The sequence below is a fragment of the Kitasatospora sp. NPDC001547 genome, from assembly GCF_042894165.1.
Lineage (GTDB): Bacteria > Actinomycetota > Actinomycetes > Streptomycetales > Streptomycetaceae > Kitasatospora.
Genome location: NZ_JBIAVL010000022.1, coordinates 45,869 through 66,970 on the forward strand (window position 1 = coordinate 45,869; position 21,102 = coordinate 66,970).

At 75.3% G+C, this 21,102-nt stretch carries 18 protein-coding genes; 10 read left to right on the plus strand and 8 right to left on the minus strand.

The genetic code is table 11. The features are described from left to right. The first annotated feature begins 161 nt into the window (after positions 1–161). Positions 162–728: an SRPBCC family protein gene (locus tag ACFY0X_RS29915; RefSeq protein WP_387759207.1), complete on the plus strand. Its 567-nt coding sequence runs from the start codon at positions 162–164 to the stop codon at positions 726–728. Positions 729–962: 234 nt separating this feature from the next. On the opposite strand, the gene ACFY0X_RS29920 is transcribed toward ACFY0X_RS29915, so the two are convergent. The 3 genes from ACFY0X_RS29920 to ACFY0X_RS29930 form a co-directional block, all read right to left on the minus strand. Further along, entirely contained in the window at positions 963–1,547 is a 585-nt protein-coding gene (locus tag ACFY0X_RS29920; protein ID WP_387759209.1) for a hypothetical protein, read from the minus strand. Positions 1,548–1,700: 153 nt separating this feature from the next. After that, positions 1,701–2,342 (minus strand): ankyrin repeat domain-containing protein, encoded by a 642-nt coding sequence (locus ACFY0X_RS29925; RefSeq protein WP_387759211.1) that lies wholly within the window; start codon positions 2,340–2,342, stop codon positions 1,701–1,703. Positions 2,343–2,657: 315 nt separating this feature from the next. Beyond that, positions 2,658–3,149, minus strand: coding sequence for an HPP family protein (locus ACFY0X_RS29930; protein WP_387759213.1), 492 nt, complete (start codon positions 3,147–3,149; stop codon positions 2,658–2,660). 115 nt (positions 3,150–3,264) lie between these two features. Between ACFY0X_RS29930 and ACFY0X_RS29935 the strand changes: the two genes are divergently transcribed. Then, complete coding sequence (locus tag ACFY0X_RS29935; protein WP_387759215.1) at positions 3,265–4,557, plus strand: amidohydrolase; 1,293 nt, start codon at positions 3,265–3,267, stop codon at positions 4,555–4,557. A 133-nt stretch (positions 4,558–4,690) separates the two neighbouring features. Here the strand turns inward: ACFY0X_RS29935 and ACFY0X_RS29940 are convergent, their stop codons facing one another. Beyond that, positions 4,691–6,088, minus strand: coding sequence for an erythromycin esterase family protein (locus ACFY0X_RS29940; RefSeq protein ID WP_387759216.1), 1,398 nt, complete (start codon positions 6,086–6,088; stop codon positions 4,691–4,693). A gap of 743 nt (positions 6,089–6,831) precedes the next feature. Here ACFY0X_RS29940 and ACFY0X_RS29945 point away from each other — a divergent pair. The 7 genes from ACFY0X_RS29945 (at position 6,832) to ACFY0X_RS29975 (ending at position 16,237) form a co-directional block, all read left to right on the plus strand. Beyond that, positions 6,832–8,067: a glycosyltransferase gene (locus ACFY0X_RS29945; protein WP_387759218.1), complete on the plus strand. Its 1,236-nt coding sequence runs from the start codon at positions 6,832–6,834 to the stop codon at positions 8,065–8,067. 281 nt (positions 8,068–8,348) lie between these two features. After that, positions 8,349–9,062 (plus strand): DUF6461 domain-containing protein, encoded by a 714-nt coding sequence (locus ACFY0X_RS29950; RefSeq protein ID WP_387759220.1) that lies wholly within the window; start codon positions 8,349–8,351, stop codon positions 9,060–9,062. A gap of 473 nt (positions 9,063–9,535) precedes the next feature. Next, the gene (locus tag ACFY0X_RS29955; protein WP_387759221.1) at positions 9,536–11,125 is read left to right on the plus strand and encodes an alpha/beta hydrolase; all 1,590 of its coding nucleotides are present in this window, start codon (positions 9,536–9,538) and stop codon (positions 11,123–11,125) included. Positions 11,126–11,460: 335 nt separating this feature from the next. Continuing rightward, positions 11,461–12,015 (plus strand): DsbA family protein, encoded by a 555-nt coding sequence (locus ACFY0X_RS29960; protein WP_387759298.1) that lies wholly within the window; start codon positions 11,461–11,463, stop codon positions 12,013–12,015. Positions 12,016–12,216: 201 nt separating this feature from the next. Further along, a complete protein-coding gene (gene ftsH / locus ACFY0X_RS29965; protein WP_387759223.1) occupies positions 12,217–14,331 on the plus strand; it encodes an ATP-dependent zinc metalloprotease FtsH in 2,115 nt (704 codons plus the stop codon). Positions 14,332–14,465: 134 nt separating this feature from the next. Then, the gene (gene nadE, locus ACFY0X_RS29970) at positions 14,466–15,305 is read left to right on the plus strand and encodes an ammonia-dependent NAD(+) synthetase (protein WP_387759225.1); all 840 of its coding nucleotides are present in this window, start codon (positions 14,466–14,468) and stop codon (positions 15,303–15,305) included. Continuing rightward, on the plus strand, positions 15,302–16,237 hold the full coding sequence (locus tag ACFY0X_RS29975; RefSeq protein ID WP_387759227.1) for an ADP-ribosylglycohydrolase family protein: 936 nt from the start codon (positions 15,302–15,304) through the stop codon (positions 16,235–16,237). The genes nadE and ACFY0X_RS29975 overlap by 4 nt, the downstream gene beginning before the upstream one ends. A 62-nt stretch (positions 16,238–16,299) precedes the next feature. Here the strand turns inward: ACFY0X_RS29975 and ACFY0X_RS29980 are convergent, their stop codons facing one another. Then, positions 16,300–16,557, minus strand: a complete 258-nt coding sequence (locus tag ACFY0X_RS29980; protein ID WP_387759229.1) for a hypothetical protein — start codon at positions 16,555–16,557, stop codon at positions 16,300–16,302. A gap of 302 nt (positions 16,558–16,859) precedes the next feature. Here ACFY0X_RS29980 and ACFY0X_RS29985 point away from each other — a divergent pair, with 302 nt between their 5' ends. Then, positions 16,860–17,627, plus strand: coding sequence for an SDR family NAD(P)-dependent oxidoreductase (locus tag ACFY0X_RS29985; protein ID WP_387759231.1), 768 nt, complete (start codon positions 16,860–16,862; stop codon positions 17,625–17,627). Between the two features lie 78 nt (positions 17,628–17,705). On the opposite strand, the gene ACFY0X_RS29990 is transcribed toward ACFY0X_RS29985, so the two are convergent. The 3 genes from ACFY0X_RS29990 to ACFY0X_RS30000 all read right to left on the minus strand — a co-directional run bounded on the left by ACFY0X_RS29990 (position 17,706) and on the right by ACFY0X_RS30000 (position 21,057). Next, positions 17,706–18,416 (minus strand): hypothetical protein, encoded by a 711-nt coding sequence (locus ACFY0X_RS29990; protein ID WP_387759299.1) that lies wholly within the window; start codon positions 18,414–18,416, stop codon positions 17,706–17,708. A 239-nt stretch (positions 18,417–18,655) separates the two neighbouring features. Then, entirely contained in the window at positions 18,656–20,329 is a 1,674-nt protein-coding gene (locus ACFY0X_RS29995; protein ID WP_387759232.1) for a DUF885 domain-containing protein, read from the minus strand. 299 nt (positions 20,330–20,628) lie between these two features. Next, the gene (locus ACFY0X_RS30000) at positions 20,629–21,057 is read right to left on the minus strand and encodes a DUF5997 family protein (RefSeq protein ID WP_387759234.1); all 429 of its coding nucleotides are present in this window, start codon (positions 21,055–21,057) and stop codon (positions 20,629–20,631) included. Between the last annotated feature and the right edge of the window lie 45 nt (positions 21,058–21,102).

A 21,102-nucleotide genomic window follows, 5' to 3' on the forward strand; every position in this document is an offset into this window, starting at 1 on the left:
CATCGATCCAGGGCCCAGGGCGGCAACCCGCCCGCTGCCCTCGTCGGCGTTCCGGACGCTGTGGCGGGGGTGCGGGCGGGTGTCGACCCGCATCGATGCGCGAGCGCGACGAGCGCGCGCGACGAGCAAGAACGATGACGTGCGGAAGAGGGGGAACGGGCATGCGGTACGCCGATGGTCCGGGTACGCAGTGCGAGGTGTTCGTCGGGGCGCCGGTGGAACGGGTGTGGGAGCTGGTGACGGACATCGGTCTGCCCACCCGGCTCAGCCCGGAGCTCCAGCGGGTCGCCTGGTTGGACGGCGCGGACGGCCCCGCGGTGGGCGCCCGCTTCGAGGGGCACAACAGCCGCGCGGACATGCCCGACTGGCGGACGGTCTCCGAGATCATCGAGCTGACCGGGACGGTGGGACAGGCCGGATCGGACGCCCCGGCCGGGCGGAGGGTCTTCGCCTGGGGCGTGATGGACGCCGACGGCCGCTACGGCGAGCCGGTGTCCGACCTCGCCGGGGCACTGGCCCGGTGGCGCTTCGAGCTGACCCCGGAGGACGGCGGCACCCGGCTGCGCCAGTCGGTGGTGATCGGCCCGGGCCGCAGTGGCGCCAGCCTGGTCATCGACGCCAAGCCGGAGCTGGAGGAGAAGATCGTCGACTTCCGGCTGAACGAGCTGCGCACCGGTATGACGGCCACCCTCGAAGGCATCAAGTCGCTGGCGGAGCAGGCCTCCTGACGCGTCCGAGCCCGGTCGGGTTCCTTTCCCTTCCGTGCGCGGCGTACACCTCGTACGCGGTGCGCGGGTCGTACGGCGAGGAGCCCGACCGGGTGGCCCCGGTCAGCCGGTCAGCCGGTCAGCCGGTCGGCCGGTCGGCCGGTCGGCCGGCCGGCCGGGCGCCGGGGCGGCGCAGCGCCGAGCGGGCCGGCAGCACGCCGGCCGGCAGGGCCAGTAGCAGGCAGACGCCGACGGTCAGCGCCGTGGTCGACCAGGGCAGGGCGAGGTCGACTCGGCGGCGACCATCCGCAGCACCTGGCGGCGGGTCGCGCCGGACAGCCGCAGCACGGCGAAGTCCGCGGTCCGCTGGGCGGTGGCCATCAGCGGGGTGTCGGCGACGGCCAGGCAGGTGTAGCCGAGCGACATGCCGATCAGGATGACCAGGAAGATCCGGACCAGGGCGTCGTCCTCCGAGTCGGTGCGGGCGGCGTACTGGGCGCTGCTCAACTCCTGGGCACCGAGCGGGGCGAGGGCGGCCGGCGGGACGGAGCCGGTGGTGTGGACGACCGAGGTGAGCGCCGAGGGGTCGTGGGCCCGGACGGTGCGGGTGGCCAGCAGCACGCTCGCCGTCGCGGATCCGTCGGTGATCTCGGCGACGACGGTGACGTCCACGGTGTCGCCGTCCTCGAAGGTGAGCGGCACGCGGCGGCCGGTGGTCCAGCCCAGCCAGGCGGCCGTACCGGCCTTGACCACCATGGTGTTCTCGCCGGCCAAGCCGTCCAGGGAGCCGGAGGTGGCGGTCATCCGGGCGCGGGCCCTGCGGAACGCGTCCTCGCTCATCCCCACCGCGCCGACGTGGTCTTCACCAAGCTCGACCTGCCGCCGGCCCCGGACGACCACCGCCGGGTGCTGGCGGTGCTGACCTACCTGGGGTCCTGAGGCCGCGCCCGGGCCGGGTGGGCGGGCGGTCCCCGCCGGGCTGGTCGGGTCGGATCAGCGGCCTCCGCCGGTGGCGGGGTTGCGGGCCTCCGCCGCGCGCAGCGCCTCGGCGATGGTGTGGAAGCCGCGGCGCTCGGCGTGGGCGCGGGCGGTGACGCCGTCGGCGTCGGCGAGGTGCGGGTCGGCTCCGTGGGCGAGCAGGACGTCGACGATCTCGCGGTGGGCAGGGCCGCCGTCGCCGAGCAGGACGGCCTCGAGCAGGGCCGTCCAGCCGAGGTCGTTGACGTGGTCGACGTCGATGGCGGTCTCGGTGAGGACCGCGCGGACGTAGGCGACGTGGCCGCGCTCGGCGGCGGGGATGACCGACACCCCGCCGTAGCGGTTGCGGCGGGTGAGGTCCGGGCCGCCGGGGAGCAGGGCGCGCAGCATCGGGACGCTGCCGGTGATGCCGGTGACCAGCCAGGGGCTGTTCAGCCGCGCGTCCTGGGCGTTGACGTCCGCACCGGCCTCGACCAGCAGCCGGGCGACGGCGACCCGGTCGGCGAAGGCGGCCCGCAGCAGCGGGGTACGGCCCTCGGCGTCGCGGGCCTCGACGGTCGCGCCCGCCGTCAGGGCCGCGCGGGCGGCGTCGAGGTCGCCGCGGTCGGCGGCGTCCAGCAGGGCGTGGTCGGCGGGGGAGAGCGGGCGGGCGGCCATGGCGGGGACTCCTCGGCGGGGGTGTGGTCGGACGGCGCGGTTCCTCGGCGGGCGGTCGGCCGCGTGATGGTCCCAGCCTGCCGTCGGGGCCGGCAGGACGGTGTCGGCGGGGCGGTCGTCCTTGTCCCGCGCAACGGACGACGGCCAGGTCATCCGATCGGATGACCCGGCCGTGGGCGTTCGGCGGGAGAGTGGAGAGCCCGGTGACCAGGGCGTTCCCGGCGGCCGGCCACGGTGCGGTCGGCCGCTGCGGCGCGGCTGGTCGTTACGGCGCGGCTGGTCGTTACGGCGCGGCTGGTCGCTGCGGCGCGGCCGTCACCAGGACACCGGGTAGCGGACCGGGTGCCCGCCGATCCGGCCGGGCAGCAGGCCGATGACGACCAGCAAACCGGTGGCCAGGGCGAGCAGCGGGAGGAAGGGAACGGGGTGCGGCCCCTCCAGGACGACGATCACGGCGGTGGCCGCGGCCGGGGAGTGCGAGAGGTGGGTGAGCATCATCGCGCCCAGCGCGAGCCCGGCGGCGACGGCCGCGCCCCAGGTGGTGCTGCCGGTGACGGCCAGGGTGGCGTAGCCGATCAGGGCCGACATCAGCTGACCGCCGACCAGGTTGCGCGGCTGCGAGATCGGCAGGCCGGGCGCGCCGTGCACCAGGGCGGCGCTGGCGGCCAGCGGCGGGATCAGCAGCGGTTGGTCGAGCAGGACGCCCACCCCGACCAGCAGGAGCAGGGTGCCTATGGCGAAGACGGTGGCCCGCAGGGCGTGCAGCGGGCGCGGGCCGGGCGTGGCGGTGGGCGGTGGTGTGGACATGCGTGAGCGGCTCCGGGCGGGGGACGGGGACCCGGAGATGATAAACAGACTGTTGAATGAAAGGTAGGATGTTTTGCCTGTCGGACAAATTCCGTCCACGGAACCGGAGCACCCCATGACCACGCCTTTCGGCACCACGGGCCCGGCTGCCACGGGTGCCGCCGCCACGGGCCCGGCTGCCGCGGCTGCCGTCACCCCGCCGTCCGTCACGGTCTTCCGGGACGTCCGGCCGTACGGCACCGACCGGGCCGTCGACCTGATCGCCGTGGACGGTCTGCTGGCCGAGCGGGTGCCGGACGGGGTGGTGCCGGAGGTGGTCGAGGGCGGCGGCCGGATCGCGCTGCCCACCCTGGTCGACGCCCACATCCACCCCGACAAGACCGCATGGGGCGAACCCTGGTACAGCCGCCGCCCGGCCGGCTCGCTGCCGGAGTACGTCCAGGGCGACGTCGACCTCCACCGGCACCAGCGTACCTCGGTCGCCGACCGCGCCCACCGGCTGCTGAGCCACGCCGTGACGCGCGGCACCCGGGCCGTGCGGGCCCACGTGGACGTGGCGCCCGCGTTCGGACTGGCCGGGGTGACCGGGCTCGCCGAGGTGCGGGAGCGGCTGGCCGGCGTGCTGGACGTCCAACTGGTGGCCTTCCCGCAGCACGGGGTCCGGCGGATGCCCGGCGCGGGCGCGCTGCTCGCGCGGGCGGCGGCGAGCGGGCTGGTCGACGCCATCGGCGGCATCGACCCGGCGGGCTTCGACGGCGTCCCGGCCGAGGGTACGGACGGCGAGGGGCCCGCCCAGCTGGAGCTGCTGTTCGGCCTGGCCGAACAGCACGGGCTGCGCCTCGACATCCACCTGCACGACAGGGGTGAGCGCGGACTCGGCCCGCTGCGCGACATCGCCGCGCGGACCAGGGCGGCCGGACTGGCCGGGCGGGTGGTCGTCAGCCACGCCTTCTGCGTCCCGGAACTGACCGGCGCCCCGCTCGCCGACCTCGCCGCCGAGCTGGCCGAGTCCGGCGTCGGCCTCACCACCGTGGCGCCCTCGGCCCACCAGGTGCTGCCGTTCCGCACGCTGCGGGCGCACGGGGTGCGGGTCGGGCTCGGCTCGGACGGCGTGCGCGACTCGTGGAGCCCGTACGGCAACGCCGACCTGCTGCACCGTGCCCACCTGCTCGGCTGGACCACCGACGCCCGCACCGACGAGCAGCTCGCCGACTGCTTCGCCCTGGCGGCCGACGGCGGCGCCGAACTGCTGGACCTGCCGGCCGCCACCCTGGAGCCGGGCTCGCCGGCCGACTTCATGCTGGTGACGGGCGAGTGCCTGCCGCAGGTGGTGGTCGACCTGCCGACGCGCGAACTGGTGGTCCGCGCAGGCCGGGTGGTGGCGCGGGACGGCCGGTTCACGGGCTGACGGGCGCGGCCGGGAGACTGCCCGGGCCCGCGTGCTGCCCCTGCCGACGTGCGGAAGGGGACCTCGACGTTTTTGAGGGGGCAGTTCAGTTGCGGCGGCCGAGGGCGCCCTCGGCCGCCGGCACCGACAGGGCTCAGAGCACGCGGGCCTCGGTGGTCCGGTGGAGGTGGACCAGGACGTCGTAGGCCGGGCCGATGGCCAGAGTGGGTAGCGGGTCCCGCTGGAACGCCGATCCGGCGTCGTAGGTCGGGCGGGCGCTGGCGAGCCAGGCGCGGGTGGCCGGCGGGGCGGCGCGCAGGTCCAGGAAGTAGTCGCGGTGGCGGACCCGGTCGAGGGTGTGCTCGTTCATGTCGGGGGTGGCCGGGGGAACGGTGACCTTCTTCCAGGCGGGGGAGAACGGGTCGTCCTTGGTGAGGAAGGACCCGCGGTCGAAGGTGAAGCCGACGGCGACGTAGTCCGCGCCGAGGGCGTCGCGCAGGTAGGTGCCCTGGGTCCTGGGGTAGAGCTCGGGGTGGGTGGTCCCGTACCCGACGTGGCCGTTGTGCGCGGAGAGCAGCACCTTCCCGCCGGTGCGGCGCTGCCACCAGAGGACGTTGTCGGCCATCGCCCGGTCGCGGAGGTTCTGCATCGCGGCGACGTCGGCGGCGTCCTCGAGGTCCATACCGGCGAAGGTGAAGGTCCGGGCGATGCTCCGGGCGTTCTGCACCGCCCACTCGTACGCCTCGCCGCCGCCGGGCCGGCCGTCCTCGCCCGTGGCCGCGGTGACCAGCTGCAGCGCCTGCTCGGCCGCGGCGGCGTTCTGCCGCCGTTCGGCGAGCGGGCGCGTGGTCATGTAGCCGATCACGTCGTCGACCCGGCGCAGTCCGGCGTACAGCCGCTCCAGGTGCGGCAGCGACCCGGGGGCGGCCTCGCGCAGGTAGGAGGCCACTCCGTCGAAGAGCCGACCGTCGACGGCGGGGAAGTCCAGGTCGTCGCCGAGGAAGTGGACCGGGCGCTGCGGGTGTTCGCGGTTGTGGTCGCGCATCCAGCCGATCAGGTCGGCGAACTCCCGGCGCTCCCAAGGGGTCCCGCCCAGCACCTCCTTGACCAGCTGCCGGGCGTCGCCGCCGGTGCGGCCCTGGACGTAGTCGTCGATCCGCAGACCGGCGGACCAACCCGTCTCCAGGGCAATGGTGGTGAAGCCCTTCTCCTCGACCAGGTGGCGCAGGACCCGGTGCTTCATGGCGAAGAACTCGTGGGCGCCGTGCGAGGCCTCGCCGAGCCCCACCACCGTCGCGTCGCCCACCATCGCGCCCAGCGGCCGCAGGTCGGTGGTCCGGCCCTCGGGCTCGGTGGACCGCAACGGGTGGGCCAGGGCGTTCAGTTCGCGGACCACGGTGGACGTCGGGCGGTCGGTCGCCGCCGCCGAGTCGTCGGGCTGGTCCGCGCGGGCGGCCGGGGCGAGCAGGGCGGTGGTCGCGACGGCCGCCGTGGCGGCCAGCAGGGCACGTCGGCCGATGGGCTTGCCGTGCTCCTCGCTGCGTACGGTCATTCCGGGGGTGCTCCTCAGGTTGTCACTTCGTCGAGCCGTCAAGGGGCTCGGCCGCCGGGACGGTTCGGGCGGCCTGCGGCGGTGCGGGCGGCCGGATCGTCCGACGGTACGAACGGTTCGCCGGCGAACGCCGGTCCACGAATCGTCGATCACCGGGGAGCGTCGACGCACTGAGGGCCGCCGCCGGAACGGCCGGGGGGATAACCCCCGGGCGGCCCCGCGTCCCGGGCTGGGCGGGTGGAGGTGAGGTCGGCCGGGCGGGTCGGGCCGGGATGCGGGACCGTCGTACGGAATCGGCGGGTGCGCGGGACCAGGCGACGGCTGCGTCCCCGTTCAGGAGTAGCCAGGCGGGCCCGCCGGGCGTCCAGGCGATCCGGCCGGGACAGGAGGTGGTTCCGGGCGAGGCGGCGCGGTGGGTGGGGCGGCGGTTGGCGGGCGCCTGCCGTGACCCCCGGGGGCGGGTGGGGGCCGATCGGCCAGTCCGAGTCGAGGACGCCGGTGTGCGCTCGCGTCCCGGAGCCCCCGGCGGGCGGGGGTGCGCCGGGCGTCGGCCGGGCCGGATTACTACGGTCCGGCCGGTTCGGGGGAGCGGGTGGGACCGGATGGCCAATGAAAGGGGCAAGAGGAACGAATCCTCCTGCCACTATCAAGCTATAGCGTGACCCGGGGCTTGCGGCAAGCCCCCCGTCATGCCGCAGAATCCCGGCCGTAAGGCCATGACCTGCGGAAACGGGAGACGTGAAATGCGCGTGTTGATGACGTCGTGGGGATCGCGCGGGGATGTCGAGCCGCTGGCGGGGCTGGCGGCGGCACTGCGGGGGCTCGGTGCGGACGTGCGGGTGTGTGCGCCGCCGGACGAGGAGTTCGTGGCGCTGCTGGCGCGGGTCGGGGTGCCGCTGGTGCCGCTCGGGCCGTCGGTGCAGTCGGTGGTCGCCGGTCCGAAGCCGCCGACGATGGAGGACGCCTTCCGGCTCGCCCGCGAACTGGTCGCCGCGCGGTTCGAGGCGCTGACCGCGGCGGCCGAGGGCTGCGACGTGCTGCTCGCGACCGGTCTGATGCCGGCCGGGGCGCGGGATGTCGCCGAGAAGTTCGGCCTCCACTACGTGTTGGCCTGCTTCCACATCTTCGGACTGCCCTCGCGGCACCACCGGCCCGGACGGCGGCCGGGCACGCCGTCCCCGGAGGACGAGACCGACTACGAGAAGCTCTGGGAGCAGGACGCCCAGCGCGTGAACGGCCTCTACGGGGAGGCGCTCAACAGCCACCGGGCGGCGATCGGCCTGCCGCCGGTGGAGAACGTCCGCGACCACGTCTTCACCGAGCGGCCATGGCTGGCGGCGGACCCGACGCTGTGCCCGTCCGAGGGCATGACGGAGCTCGACGTGGTGCCGACCGGGGCGTGGATCCTGCCCGACGACCGCCCGCTCCCGGCCGACCTGGAAGCGTTCCTGGACGCCGGTGAACCGCCCGTGTACGTCGGCTTCGGCAGCATGGCCGCGTACGCCCCGGAGGACATCGCGCGGGTGGCCGTCGAAGCGGGCCGTGCGGTCGGCCGCCGGGTGCTCCTGGCCCGCGGCTGGGCCGGGCTCGCCCCGATCGACGACCGCGAGGACTGCCACGTCGTCGGTGAGGTGAACCAGCAGGCCCTGTTCCGCCGGGTGGCCGCCGTCGTCCACCACGGCGGCGCGGGCACCACCACGACCGCGGCCGTGGCGGGCGTGCCCCAGGTGGTCGTCCCCCGGATCGCGGACCAGCCGTACTGGGCCGGCCGGGTGGCCGAGTTGGGCATCGGCGTGGCCCACCTCGACCTCACGCCGACCGTCGAGTCGCTCTCCGCGGCGTTCACCACGGCCCTGGCGCCCGAGACCCGGGCCCGGGCGGAGGCCGTGGCGGGCGGCATCCGCACCGACGGGGCGACGGTGGCCGCGAAGCTGCTGTTCGAAGCCGTGGGCCAGGAGGTGCCGGCGGTGGTCGGGTGAGGGTCCGGGTGAGTGCCCGGTGAGTCGTGCGGCGCCGGTGCCGGTGCTGGCGCTGGCGGCGGCGGTTCCGGTGCCGGTGGCGGTTCCGGGTGAACAGCGGCGTGGGCCGGGTGAGTTCGGCTTCGGATAGGCCTCCTTCCGATCGGTCAGGGGTGGTTGTCGGCCCGCGCGCGCCCGGTTCCGGCACCGATCAGGTGACCGGCAGTCGGGTGTCTGCCGGGTCGGTTAGGGTGCCCACCGGCGCGCCGGTCACCGCAGGCCAGGCGCGAGGGGAGGGCGGCATGACCGACGGCACGCACGGGGGATCGGGACAGGACGGCGACGGCATCCAGTGGTTCGCGGAGATCGGCCGGCCGGGTGCCGGTCGATCGCCAAGGGGCGGCCCCGACCCGGACGGTGAGCCCGGCGGCGTCGTCTTCGCCCGGGGGATCACGCCCGAGGAACTCGCCCGCCGGATGGGCGCCGACCCGGCCACCGCGACCGAACCGATCAGCGACGCCGAGATCCGGGGCCTGGACATCGAGGTCTACCGCCCCGGCGACGACGGCGACGGCGTGATCCGGGTCGGCACGTGCGCCGGCTGGTCGTTCGCGATCGAGTACGGGGACTCCACCGGCGGTGAACTGCTCACCGAGATAGCGCGCGACGGAGCCGAGGTGGTGCACTTCCGCCCGATGCCGGAGCAGCGGCCGGCGCTGCTCGACTACGCCCGCGACGGCGCTGTGCTGTGCGGCTTCGGCCTCGGTGAGGAGCGCTGGCGCTGGGGCCAGGAGCCGGACCTGCTGGTGCCGGACCTCGTTGCCGCCGGAGTCCTGGAGGCCGACGGCGTGACCTCCTGCGCCTCCGGCCGGGAGGCTGACGGCGCCGCTCGACGCCGCTCCCTCGGCGCCGTCGAGCGGCGCTTCGGGCTGAGCCTGCCCCGGGCCGCCCTCGGCGGGGGGCTGCGCCTGCCGGCGTACGCGGTGCGGGGAACCCCGGGCATGGTGCTGCGCTGAGGGGGCGCGCCGGCGGTCCGTGACGAACAGGCAGAGGACCGACAGGGACAGGAACGGCAGGCGCAGGAACGACAGGGACAGGAACGACCGGCAAGGGGTGGTCACGGCATCTCCTTCCGGGCCCCATCGGCGGGGCCCTGATGGCTGTCATCCTTGCGTCCTGCCAGCCCGTCGCACATGTGCCGATCGGGAGGTTCCCGCGGCGCGATCCCGGTTTCCACCCTGCTGATCGGCAGGGTGGAAACCGGGCGAGGGCGGGAGAGAGACCGAGGTCGGGCCGCGCGGATCGGCCCGCACCCGTTCGGCCGGTGGCAGCCGGTTCGGCGCACGCCCCCCGTCCGGAGGTCTCCGTACGGCACCGGAGGGCTCCGGCCCCTAGGGTCTGAGGGCGTCGGCGAACCGAGCGCCGGGCGCAGGCGCAGCCCCTGTCGCACGCCTGGGGTGCCCGGCCGACCGAGAGGTGGACCCACCCCATGCACACCGTCGTCCGCGGCGCCGGAGCGCTCGGCCTGACCGTCCTGCTGCTCACCGCCGCCACCGGCTGCCAGGGCGACGGCTCCTCCGCCGCCGAGCCCGCGCCGACCTCCCCGGCCACCGGCACCGGCACAGGGGCCGGCACCGCAGCCACCGGACTGGCCGCCCAACAACTGGACTGGCACGCCTGCGCCGCCCCCATCAGCGCCCAGGGCAACGGCACCGCGCCCGCCGCCGACTGGCAGTGCGCCACCCTCAAGGCCCCGCTGGACCACGGCAAGCCGGACGGCACGACGATCGACCTCGCGCTGATCCGCAGCCGGGCCAAGGACGAACAGCACCGGATCGGCTCGCTGCTGTTCAACTTCGGCGGCCCCGGCGCCTCCGGCGTGGCCACCCTGCCCGCCTTCGCCGCGACCTACGCGTCCCTCAACTCCCGCTACGACCTGGTGGGTTTCGACCCGCGCGGGGTCGGTGCCAGCGCCGGGGTGAGATGCCTGGACGACCGGGCGATGGACGCCGCCACCGCCGCCGAGAGCACCCCCGAGACCCCCGACGAGGTGAAGGCGCTGGACGACGGCAACGCCCGCTTCGCCGCCGCCTGCGAGCGCAACTCCGGTGCGGTGCTGCCGTACGTGGACACCGAGAGCGCCGCGCGCGACCTGGACCTGATGCGGCAGGTGCTGGGCGACCGGAAGCTGGCCTACTTCGGCATCAGCTACGGCACCCAGCTCGGCGGCGTCTACGCGCACCTGTTCCCGCAGCAGGTCGGCCGGGTGGTGCTGGACTCGGTGGTCGACCCGACGAAGGACCCGCAGCAGTCCGCGCTCGGCCAGGCCCAGGGGTTCCAACTCGCCCTCGGCGACTTCATGAAAGCCTGCGCCGCCCAGGCCGGGACCGCCTGCCCGACCGGCGCGGGCGGCGACGCGGGCACCGCGAAGGTCGCGGAACTGGTGCAGAAGCTGGAGCGGTCGCCGCTGCCCACCAAGCAGGGACGGCAGCTCACCGAGAGCCTGGCGGTCACCGGCATCGCGGGCGCCCTGTACAGCCAGGAGACCTGGCCCGCGCTGGCCGCCGGGCTCAGCGAGGCGATGGAGCAGGGAACCGGCGACACGCTGCTCCGGCTCGCCGACGGGCTGAACGGGCGCGACCCGCAGGGGCACTACACCAACCTGAACGCCGCGAACCGGGCGATCAGCTGCGTGGACGCCCAGCAGCGCTACTCCGACCAGGACGTGCAGCAGCAGTTGCCGCGGTTCCGCGCCGCCTCCCCGGTGTTCGGGGCCCTCACCGCCTGGGGCCTGACCGGCTGCACCGGCTGGCCCGTTCCCGGCAAGGCCGCCCACCCGGAGGTGGCCGCGCCGGGCGCCGCCCCGATCCTGGTGGTCGGCACCACCGGTGACCCGGCGACCCCGGTCGAGGGCGCCCGCACGATGGCGCAGCAGCTCGGCGCGGGCGTCGGCGTGACCGTCACCCTGCAGGGCGAGGGGCACGGCGGCTACAACACCGGCAACCCGTGCCTGAAGCAGACCGTGGACGCCTACCTGCTGGACGGCACGGTGCCGGCGGACGGGACGACCTGCGGCTGAGCGGCCGACCAGTGGACGCGGTGGATCCGGTGGGCCCGGTGGGCCGCGGGGCAGCTCGGGCGGACAGCCGACAGCCGGACAGCCGGGCAGCCGGACAACCGGGAAGACAGCCGAGCCGGATGGAGAAGTGGCCCACTGGGTCAGCCATCGATTGGCACTGGAGAGTGGGCCACTCGCCCACTAGCCTCTCCGGTGTGACGAACGAAGCGACGAACAGCGCGCCCACCCAGCACCTCGACCGGCACCCCGCCCAGCTCCGCGACGGCGGCCACGAGCCCGCCACCGACACCGTCAAGGTCGACTTCTACTTCGACCCCGTCTGCCCGTTCGCCTGGATAACCTCCCGGTGGATCCTGGAGGTCGAGCGCCACCGCGAACTCGACCTGAACTTCCGGGTGATGAGCCTGTCCGTCCTCAACGAGGGCCGCACCGACCTGCCCGAGCGCTACCAGCGCCTGATGACCACCGGCTGGGGCCCGGTGCGGGTCTGCATCGCCGCCGCCGAGCAGTACGGCCCGCAGGTGCTGCGCGGGCTGTACACCGAGCTCGGCACCCGGCTGCACGACCAGGACCGGGCCGCCGACGACACCGTCATCCGGGAGGCGTTGGTGGCGGCGGGCCTGCCGGAGGAGCTGGCCGAGGCGGCGAACAGCACCGAGTACGACGAGGCCCTGCGCAAGAGCCACCACGAGGGCATGGACCCGGTCGGCGAGGAGGTCGGCACGCCGACCATCCACGTGGACGGCGTCGCGTTCTTCGGCCCGGTACTCAGCGCCATTCCGCGCGGTGAGGACGCCGTACGGGTCTTCGACGGTGTGCGGCTGCTGGCCGGGTACCCGAACTTCTTCGAGCTCAAGCGGACCCGGACGGGCGGGCTCGACTTCTCCTGACCGCCCTCCACGGGACCTCGACCCGCCCGCCGACCCGCCCCGCCGGTCCGTGCCGCCGGTCCGTGCCGCCGACCGGCGCCGAGCGGGCGATTCTCGCCCGGGTGGACCGTTCCCACCCTCCTCGGACTCCCGTCCGGGCGCGGAGCGTCCGACCATGGAGAGGCGGAGGCTGTCCGGCCCCCCGAGAGGCGGTGAGCGTGGATGATCGTACGAATCCGGCTGCGCGCTTCCGATCACCCCGCGACCCCGCCCGGTCCCGGCTCCAGCTCCAGCCCCGGTTCCAGCTCCAGCCCCGGTTCCGGCCCTGGCCCCAGGCCGGGCTGGGGCCAGCCGCGGGGCCCGGGCCGGGGCCGCAACCAGGGCCCGGGACCAGGCCCCGGCGGCCCGGGCAAGCCCCCGCCGCCCTCCTGGCGCCGCTGGCTGCTGCCCGTCGCCGTGCTGGTCACGCTGCTCCTGCTGGTGCTCTTCTCCAACCCCGGCAAGCCCGGCAACCGCTACGGCTACACCGACTTCCTGAACCGGGTCAACGCCGGCCAGGTGCAGACCGTGGACGTCAGCGACACCGGCGGGGTGAGCGGCACGCTCAAGGACGGCACCCACTTCACCAGCCAGATCCCGACCGCCCTGGACACCTCACAGCTCAGCAGCGCGCTCTCCGACCACCACGTGACCGTCACCGGCAGCCGGACCAGCGGCGGCGGCTCGATCTGGTCCACCCTGCTGCTGTTCCTGCCGCTGCTGATCTTCGGCGCGCTCTTCCTCTGGTCCGGCCGGATGGCCGCCCGCTCGCTGGGCGGCGGCCTGAGCGCCATCGGACGGTCCCGGGCCAAGATCATCGAGGCCGAGCGGCCGAACACCGGGTTCGCCGACGTGGCCGGGTACGAGGGGGTGAAGCAGGAGGTCAGCGAGGTGGTCGACTTCCTGCGCAGCCCGGAGCGGTACGCCGCCGCGGGGGCCAAGGGGCCACGCGGGGTGATCATGGTCGGGCCGCCCGGCACCGGAAAGACCCTGCTCGCCCGGGCGGTCGCGGGCGAGGCCTCGGTGCCGTTCCTCTCGGTGACCGGCTCCGGCTTCGTCGAGATGTTCGTCGGCGTCGGCGCCTCCCGGGTCCGCGACCTCTTCGAGGACGCCCGCAAACGCGCGCCGTCGATCATCTTCATCGACGAGATCGACGCCGTCGGCGGCCGCCGCGCGGGCGGCACCCGGATCGGCGGCAACGACGAGCGCGAGCAGACCCTCAACCAGCTGCTCAGCGAGATGGACGGCTTCGACCAGAGCACCGGCATCGTCGTCATCGCCGCCACCAACCGCCCGGACGCCCTCGATCCGGCCCTGCTGCGCCCCGGCCGCTTCGACCGGCAGGTCACCGTCCCGCTGCCCAACCAGGCCGAGCGGGCCGCCATCCTCGCCGTGCACGCCCGCGGCAAGACCCTGGGCCCGGACGTCGACCTCGGACGGCTCGCCCGCGGCACCCCCGGATTCTCCGGCGCCGACCTCGCCAACCTGGTCAACGAGGCCGCCATCAACGCCGTGCGCGCCGACCGGGCCACCCTCACCGCCGACGACCTCGACGCCGCCCGCGACCGGGTGCTGCTCGGCCGCCGGGAGTCCTCCAACGCGCTGCTCCCCGAGGAGCGGCACGCCGTGGCGGTGCACGAGTCCGGACACGCGCTGATGGCCGCGCTGTGCGAGCACGCCGACCCGGTCGCCAAGGTGACGATCCTCCCGGCCGGCGTCGCCCTCGGCGCCACCGAGCAGCTGCCCGAGGCCGAACGGCACCTGTACAGCGAGGGCTACCTGACCGACCTGCTCACCGTCCAGCTCGGCGGCCGGGCGGCGGAGCTGGTGGTCTTCGGCGAGGGCTCCACGGGCGCCGCCAACGACCTCGCCAACGCCACCTCGGTCGCCACCCGGATGGTCCGCGAGTTCGGCCTCTCCCCGGAACTCGGCCCGGTCGGCTACTCCAGCGGCACCCCGCACTACCTCGGCGACAACCCCGAGGACCTGCTGCGCCGCCCGTACTCCGAGCAGACCCAGCGCGCCGTGGACGAGGCGGTCGCCCGGCTGCTGCGCCGGGCCGAACGGCGGGCCCTCGACCTGCTCACCGAGCACCGGCACCACCTGGACGAGCTGGCGGCGCTGCTGGTCGCCCAGGAGACGGTGGACGGCCGGGTGGTGCTCGACATCCTGACGCACCTGGCGCCGGGGCCGCAGCCGCCGGTCTCGCTGCGCAAACCGGACGGGCCGGGAGAGCCGGACAGGACGGGAGAGCCGGACGCGGCGGGGGAACCGGACGAGCCGGCGAAACCCGGATAGCTCGCGAAAGCCGCGGCCCCGGCGGCCCCGGCGGCCCCCGCGGAGCCCCGCGAGGCCCCCGCCCGTGACGGCCGCGTCGGCGGTGGTCGTATCCTCGTGACCGCGTCACGTACCCACCGTCCCGAGGAGTCGGAATGACCGAGCCCCTGCCCGCCGACGTCCAGCGGGAGATCGCCCGTGCCCTCGGCGTCGCCCCCGTGCCGGACCCCGCGGCGGAGGCCGAGCGCCGGGTGGAGTTCCTGGCCGAGCAGGTCCGGACCACCGGCGCGCGCAGCCTGGTGCTGGGCATCAGCGGCGGTGTCGACTCCACCACCACCGGGCGGCTCTGCCAGCTCGCCGTCGAGCGGCTGCGGGCCGAGGGCCGCCAGGTGACCTTCACCGCGATGCGGCTGCCGTACGGCGTCCAGGCGGACGAGGCGGACGCCCAGCTCGCGCTCCGCTTCATCCGCGCCGACGAGGTGCTGACCGTCGACGTCAAGCCCGCCACCGACGGCGCGCTCGCCGCCCTGAAGGCCGCCGGCCTGACCTACGACGACCACGGCCACGAGGACTTCGTCGGCGGCAACGTCAAGGCCCGCCAGCGGATGGTCGTCCAGTACGCGGCGGCGGGCGCCAAGGGCGGGCTGGTCGTCGGCACCGACCACGCCGCCGAGGCCGCCGTCGGCTTCTTCACCAAGTTCGGCGACGGCGCGGCCGACGTGATGCCGCTGTCCGGCCTGACCAAGCGCCAGGTGCGGGCGATCGCCGAGGCGCTGGGCGCGCCGGCCGAGCTGGTCAAGAAGACCCCGACCGCCGACCTGGAGAACCTCGCCCCCGGCCGCCCCGACGAGGACGCCCTCGGCGTCAGCTACGACGAGCTGGACGACTTCCTGGAGGGACTGCCGGTCACCGAGGACGTCTTCCGCACCGTCCTCGGCCACTACCGCCGCACCGAGCACAAGCGCAACCTCCCGGTCACCCCGCCCGTGGCATGACCGGCCCGGACGAGCGCGCCGCCGGGGCCGTCCTCGGAGCCGCCGTGGGCGACGCCCTCGGCGCCCCCTACGAGTTCGGCCCGGCCGGCGCCTTCTCCGCCCGCTTCCCGGACACCCCCGGTGACCTGGTGGCGGGCGGCGGCTGGGCCCTCGGCGAGGCCACCGACGACACCCAGATGGCCGTCCTGGTCGCCGAGTCGCTGGTCGAGCGGGGCGGTCTGGACCTCCCCGACATCTTCGACCGGTTCCTCCGGTGGGCCGCCGCCGAGCCGCACGACATCGGCGTCCAGACCGAAGCCGTCCTCACCAGCGGCCTGCCCTGGGACCTCGCCGCCGCCATCCACTTCAACACCACGCTGCGCGCCGCCGGCAACGGCGCCCTGATGCGCGCCTCGACCTCCGCCGTCGCCTTCGCCCGCGCCGGCCGGCAGGCCACCATGGACGCCGGCCGGCGCATCGCGGCACTGACCCACGGCGACCGGGCCGCCTGGGAGGGCACGGCGATCTTCCACGAGCTCGTCCGGCTCGCCCTCGACGGCGCCGACCCGCTGGCCGAACTCCCCGCCGTCCTGACCCACGTCGACCCGGGCCACCGGGAGCGCTACGCCACCGTCCTCGCCCCCGACTGGCACCCGGAGCGCGCCACCGAGGCCAACGGCGCGGTCTGGCCGTGCCTGGGCTCGGCGGTGTGGGCGCTGCGCACCACCGACGGCTTCGAGCAGGCGCTGCGTGCGGCGATCGACCTCGGTGGGGACACCGACACCGTGGCCGCCGTCACCGGCGGCCTGGCCGGGGCCCGGTACGGGGCGGCGGCGATCCCGGAGCGCTGGACCGAGCCGCTGCACGTCGCGCTGCCGGGCTTCGGCGGGCGGGTGCTGCGGGCGGCCGAACTACTCGACCTCACAGCCAGGCTGACGATCGGTCGGAAATGAGGGTGGCGGCGGGGCCGGCCGACCGCCCGCGACGGTCGACGGCCCGGCGGCTCTGGTGCGGCCTACCAGAGGAGGGCGGCGAGGATCCCCGGCGGGTCGACCAGGAGGCGGGCGATCAGGGCTCCCAGCGCCGCCAGATGGGCGAGGAGTGCGCCGAGCGTCGCCCAGCGCCAGCGGCGGTGCGGGGTCGACCTCCGGCCGGCGACGGCCGCGCCCAGCAGGGCCGTGAGGACGCTGAAACCGAGCAGGGCCGCCGTGACCTGCGGCAGATCGTGCCGGGGCGGGGCGGGGCGTCCTGCCAGAGGTGCATCAGCAGCCACCCGTCGGTCACCGCCGTCAGGCCGCCGGTCACCACGGCGAACACCGTGTCGGGGACCTCCTCGCCTGTGCCCCTGACGCCCCTGACTCCTTTGACGCGCTTGACGCTCCTGGTACCCGTCCGTGCCACTGTGCCCGTCCCCCGGTGCCGGCCCGCCCACGTGGCTGGCTACGGTAGCGGGGAGAAGGGCCGGACCCGTAGGGGTGGGCGGCGCACGCGGCCGGAGGCGTGACGGAGCGGTGGCGCCGAGGGCGGGCCAAGGTGGCCGGTGTGCGGCCGGCTGACGGACGAGGGGGCGGAGTGATGACGGTGGATCGGCTCGCGGTGGTGTCGGGGGGCGGTACGGGCATCGGCCGGGCGATCGCGGCGCGGCTGGCCGGGGACGGGCACCGGGTGGTGATCCTGGGCCGCAGGGCGGCCGTGCTGGAGGAGGCCCGGGAGGAGATCGAGCGGGCTGCCGGGCCGGGGCGGGTCGTGCCGGTGGCGGCCGATCTGACCGATCCGGCGGCGGTCGGGGCGGCGGCGGCCCGGATCACCGGACTCGGGCCGGTGGACGTGCTGGTGAACAACGCGGGTGCGATCGTCACACCGCCCGCCGACGGCAGTCTGGCCGCGCTGGCGGCGTCCTGGCGGCGGGACCTGGACGGCAACCTGCTCACCGCCGTGCTGCTGACCACCGCGCTCCAGGACGGGCTGCGCCGCCCCGGCGGCCGACTGGTGGTGATCAGCTCGGCGGCGGCCCAGCGCGGCGGTGCCGGCCCGCACTCGGCGGGCTCGTACGCCGCCGCCAAGGCCGCGCTGCACGGCTGGGCGTTCGGCCTGGCACGGCAGTTGGGCCCCGACGGGATCACGGTGAACGTGCTGGCGCCCGGCTACATCGAGGAGACCGAGATCTTCGGGGCGGGCTGGAGCGAGGAGTTCCACGCCCGGAAGGTCGCGGACACCCTGGTCGGCCGGGCGGGCACCCCGGCCGACGTGGCCGAGGCGGTCGGCTACCTGGCCTCGCCGGCTGCCGGGTACCTGACCGGTCAGGTGATCGGTCTCAACGGCGGTGCGGTGCTGGGCCGTTGAGCCGTGCCACCGGGGCCAGCCGGCGCGGCCCGTCACTCCCCGCCGGCCCGGTCGGTCACTCCCCGCCGGCCCGGTCGGTCACTCCCCGCCGGCGTCGGCGTCGGCGTCTGTTTCCGGGCTCTGGGCGGCGCCGGAGCCGGTGCGGACGGCGAGCCTCGCCTCGGCGGTCGTCCAGTCGGTGGCGATCGCCTGCTGGGCGGCGGCCAGGGTGACCTGGCCCTTGCAGATCGCGGTGTGCAGGTGGGTCTCCACCGTGTCCTTGGGGTTGTTCGGGCCCCTGCCGGGGACGTGGCCGGGGGAGGGCGGCTGGACCCACAGGTTGCGCGGGTCGTTGGGGTCGCCGCCGAGCTGGAGGCTGATCAGGTGGTCGTACTCGGCGTCGCCCATCGGGCCGGTGTAGCCGTAGGACTTGGCGTTCTCGGCCTTCTCCCGGCCGGTGATGTTCGACGGCGGGCGGATGGTCGAGGTGTAGCCGCCCTGCTTGCAGATGGTGTCCTTGAGGTTGTCCTGGGTGACCGCCGGACTGATCGCGCCCGGCGTGCAGCCGAGGTCGGGCAGCGGCTGCTTCTCCGCGGTGTAGCGGTAGTGGCAGCTGCCCGGCGCGGGCTGCGGCTGGACGTCGTAACTGCTCTGCGGGCCGGGGCCGGTGGCGATCGCGGCGGCCGCGGGCGGGGCGGCCGCCGCGGCGTCGCCCGCGGCGGCCGGGGCGGAGCCGACACCCTCGGCGGCGTGGTCGCCTCCGGACGAGCAGCCCGCGGCCGCGGCGGCGAGCAGGACGGCCGCGGCCATGGCCAGGGCGCGGCGGACGGGAGCCGGCACGGTTCCTCCATCGGGGTGTGCGGGAGCGGCGGTCGCCGGGTGTGCCCCGGCCCCGCCGGCGGACACTACCGTGCCCCCACGGCCCGTGGGTGACGCCATGTCCGGGCGCGGGAAGCCTTCACCGGGCGCGCGGAACCGTTTCCGCAACGGCACGGGCCCGGGTCGCGCCGCCCGCGCCCCCGACGGCCCCTCGCGCGTCAGACGCCTAGCTAGTGCTCCAGGATCCAGTCCGTCACCAGCTCCTCCAGCACCGCCAGCGGCAGGCTGCCGTGCCCGATCAGCTGGTGGTGGAACTCCCGGACGTCGAACCGGGCGCCGAGCACGGCCTGGGCCCGCTCGCGGTGCCGCACGATCTCCCGGCGGCCGATCAGGTAGGCGGTGGCCTGGCCCGGCCAGGCGATGTAACGGTCGATCTCGTTGCGGACGTTGGCCTCGGTGGTGGCGGTGTTGGCCCGCAGGTAGGCCTTCGCCCGCTCCCGGGACCAGCCGTAGTGGTGCATCCCGGTGTCCACCACCAGCCGGACCGCCCGCAGCGCGTCCAGCGACAGCATGCCGAACCGGGACAGCTCGGAGCCGTACAGCCCCATCTCGTCCGCGAGCCGCTCGGTGTACAGGCCCCAGCCCTCGACGTGGGCGGTCAGCTGGCCGCTCGGGTTCCGCCGGAACCGCGGCAGGTGGTGCAGGGTCTGGGCGACGGCGAGCTGGAGGTGGTGGCCGGGCACGCTCTCGTGGAAGGCGATCGCCTCGTACTCGTAGCTGAACCGGGTCTCCGGGCGCAGCGTGTTGATCCAGTGGGTGCCGGGCAGCCCGCCCGGGCCCGGCGGCTGGTAGTAGGCCAGCGGCGCGGTCTCCGCCTCGATCGGGTCGATCTCCCTGGTCACGCAGTCGGCGATGGGGTACGGGCGGAACCAGTCGGCGGAGGCCCGGCGGGCCCGCTCCAGCGCGCCGTCCACCAGGGCGACGATCTCGGCCGCGCTCCCGAAGCGCAGCGCCGGGTCCTCGCGCAGGGCGGTCAGGACGGCCGCGGGGTCGGTGACGCCCAGCACCTTGCCGCCGAGTTCGGCGAACTCCTCGCGCAGCGCCTCCACGGCCTCCAGACCGGTCCGGTGCACCTCCTCGGGGGTGAGGCCGGGCCGGGTGAAGCGGGCGACGGCGTCCGCGTAGCCCTCGGTGCCGCCGGGCACGTGGCAGACCCCGGCCTTGTCGTCCGGCCGGGCGCCCGGCGCCAGCCGCTCGGCCAGCCCGGCCCGGAAGCGGGCCACCGCCGGGCGGACGGCGTCCCGCACCAGGGCGTGGGCGCGCTCGAACTCCGGGCGGCCGGCCAGCGGCCGCAGCAGCTTGTCCTCGGCCGGGGCGGTGGCCAGGTGGGCGTCCAGCTGGGCGACGGCGGCGTCCACCCCGCTGCGCAGCGGGTGGCGGCCCTCGGCGGCGGCGTCCAGGGTGCGGCGCAGGACGGCGTCGAAGTAGCCGGGCAGGGCGGCGAGCCGTTCCACGAAGGCGTCGGCGCCCTCCTGGTCGACGGAGGTCATGGTGAGCGCGGTGAAGGCCTCGTTCTGCGGGGCGACGATGGTCGCCGAGACGCCGAACTCGGCCAGCCCGTGGGTGATCCCGCCGATGCCGTTGTCGATCAGCCGGGCGAGCACCCGGTGGGTGATCCGGTCCTCTCCGGCCAGCGCGTCCAGGGGGATCGCGGCCAGCCGGCCGGCGAAGCCCCGCAGCGCCTCGCGGTGCCGGTGCGCGGCCGCGCGGGACGGGTCGGGCACCAGGTGGCCGTAGCCCTCGACCCCGCTGAGGGTCGCCTCGAACGGGTTGTGGGTGTTCTCGGCGGCGAAGAACTCGTCCGCGAGTGCGGCGAGTCCGGCGTGCTGAGGCTGCTCGATCACTGGTCCCCCTGGTCCGGTGCGGTCGGTGCGGCACGGGAGGCCGGTGGGGCGCCCCGATCCCGCCGATTATTCGGAGCGACCGGCGGCGCGGTCAATACGCGGCGGGGGGAGGGGAGTTCCAGCCGGGGCCGGTGCCGGCCGCGCCGTCGACGGGGGCCGGGACCGAGCCGTACGGCCTCGTCCGGCGGGCCCGCACACGACGGTGCCGACGCCCGTCGGAACGGACGCCGGCACCATCGTCGTGCAGCGGCCCGGCCACCGGCGCCGGAGCGCCGCCGTGCCGGGCGGTGGAGAACGGGTCAGCGGGCCTGGGCGGCCTTGCCCTCCTTGGCGGCCTTGGTGGCGGCCTCCTTCTCGTGCTTCTCCTTGATCCGGGCGGTCTCCTTGCGGACGTCCACCTGGTTGGCGCGCTCGTGCTGGAGCCAGAGCGGGTTCTCGGCCTTGATCGCCTCGATCTGCTCGGTGGTGAGCGCCTCCGTCACGCCGCCGCGGGCGAGGCCGGAGATCGAGATGCCGAGCTTGGCGGCGACCACCGGGCGCGGGTGCGGGCCGTTCTGGCGCAGGTCCCGGAGCCACTGCGGCGGCTCGGACTGCAGCGCGTTGAGCTCCTCGCGGGAGACCACGCCCTCCTGGAAGTCGGTCGGCGCCGCGTCGAGGTAGATCCCCAGCTTCTTGGCCGCCGTGGCCGGCTTCATGGTCTGGCTGGTCTTCTGCTTGAGCGATGTCATGGAGACAAGGGTAAGGGAGTGCGCGGGCGCTTCCGGTCACGGTCG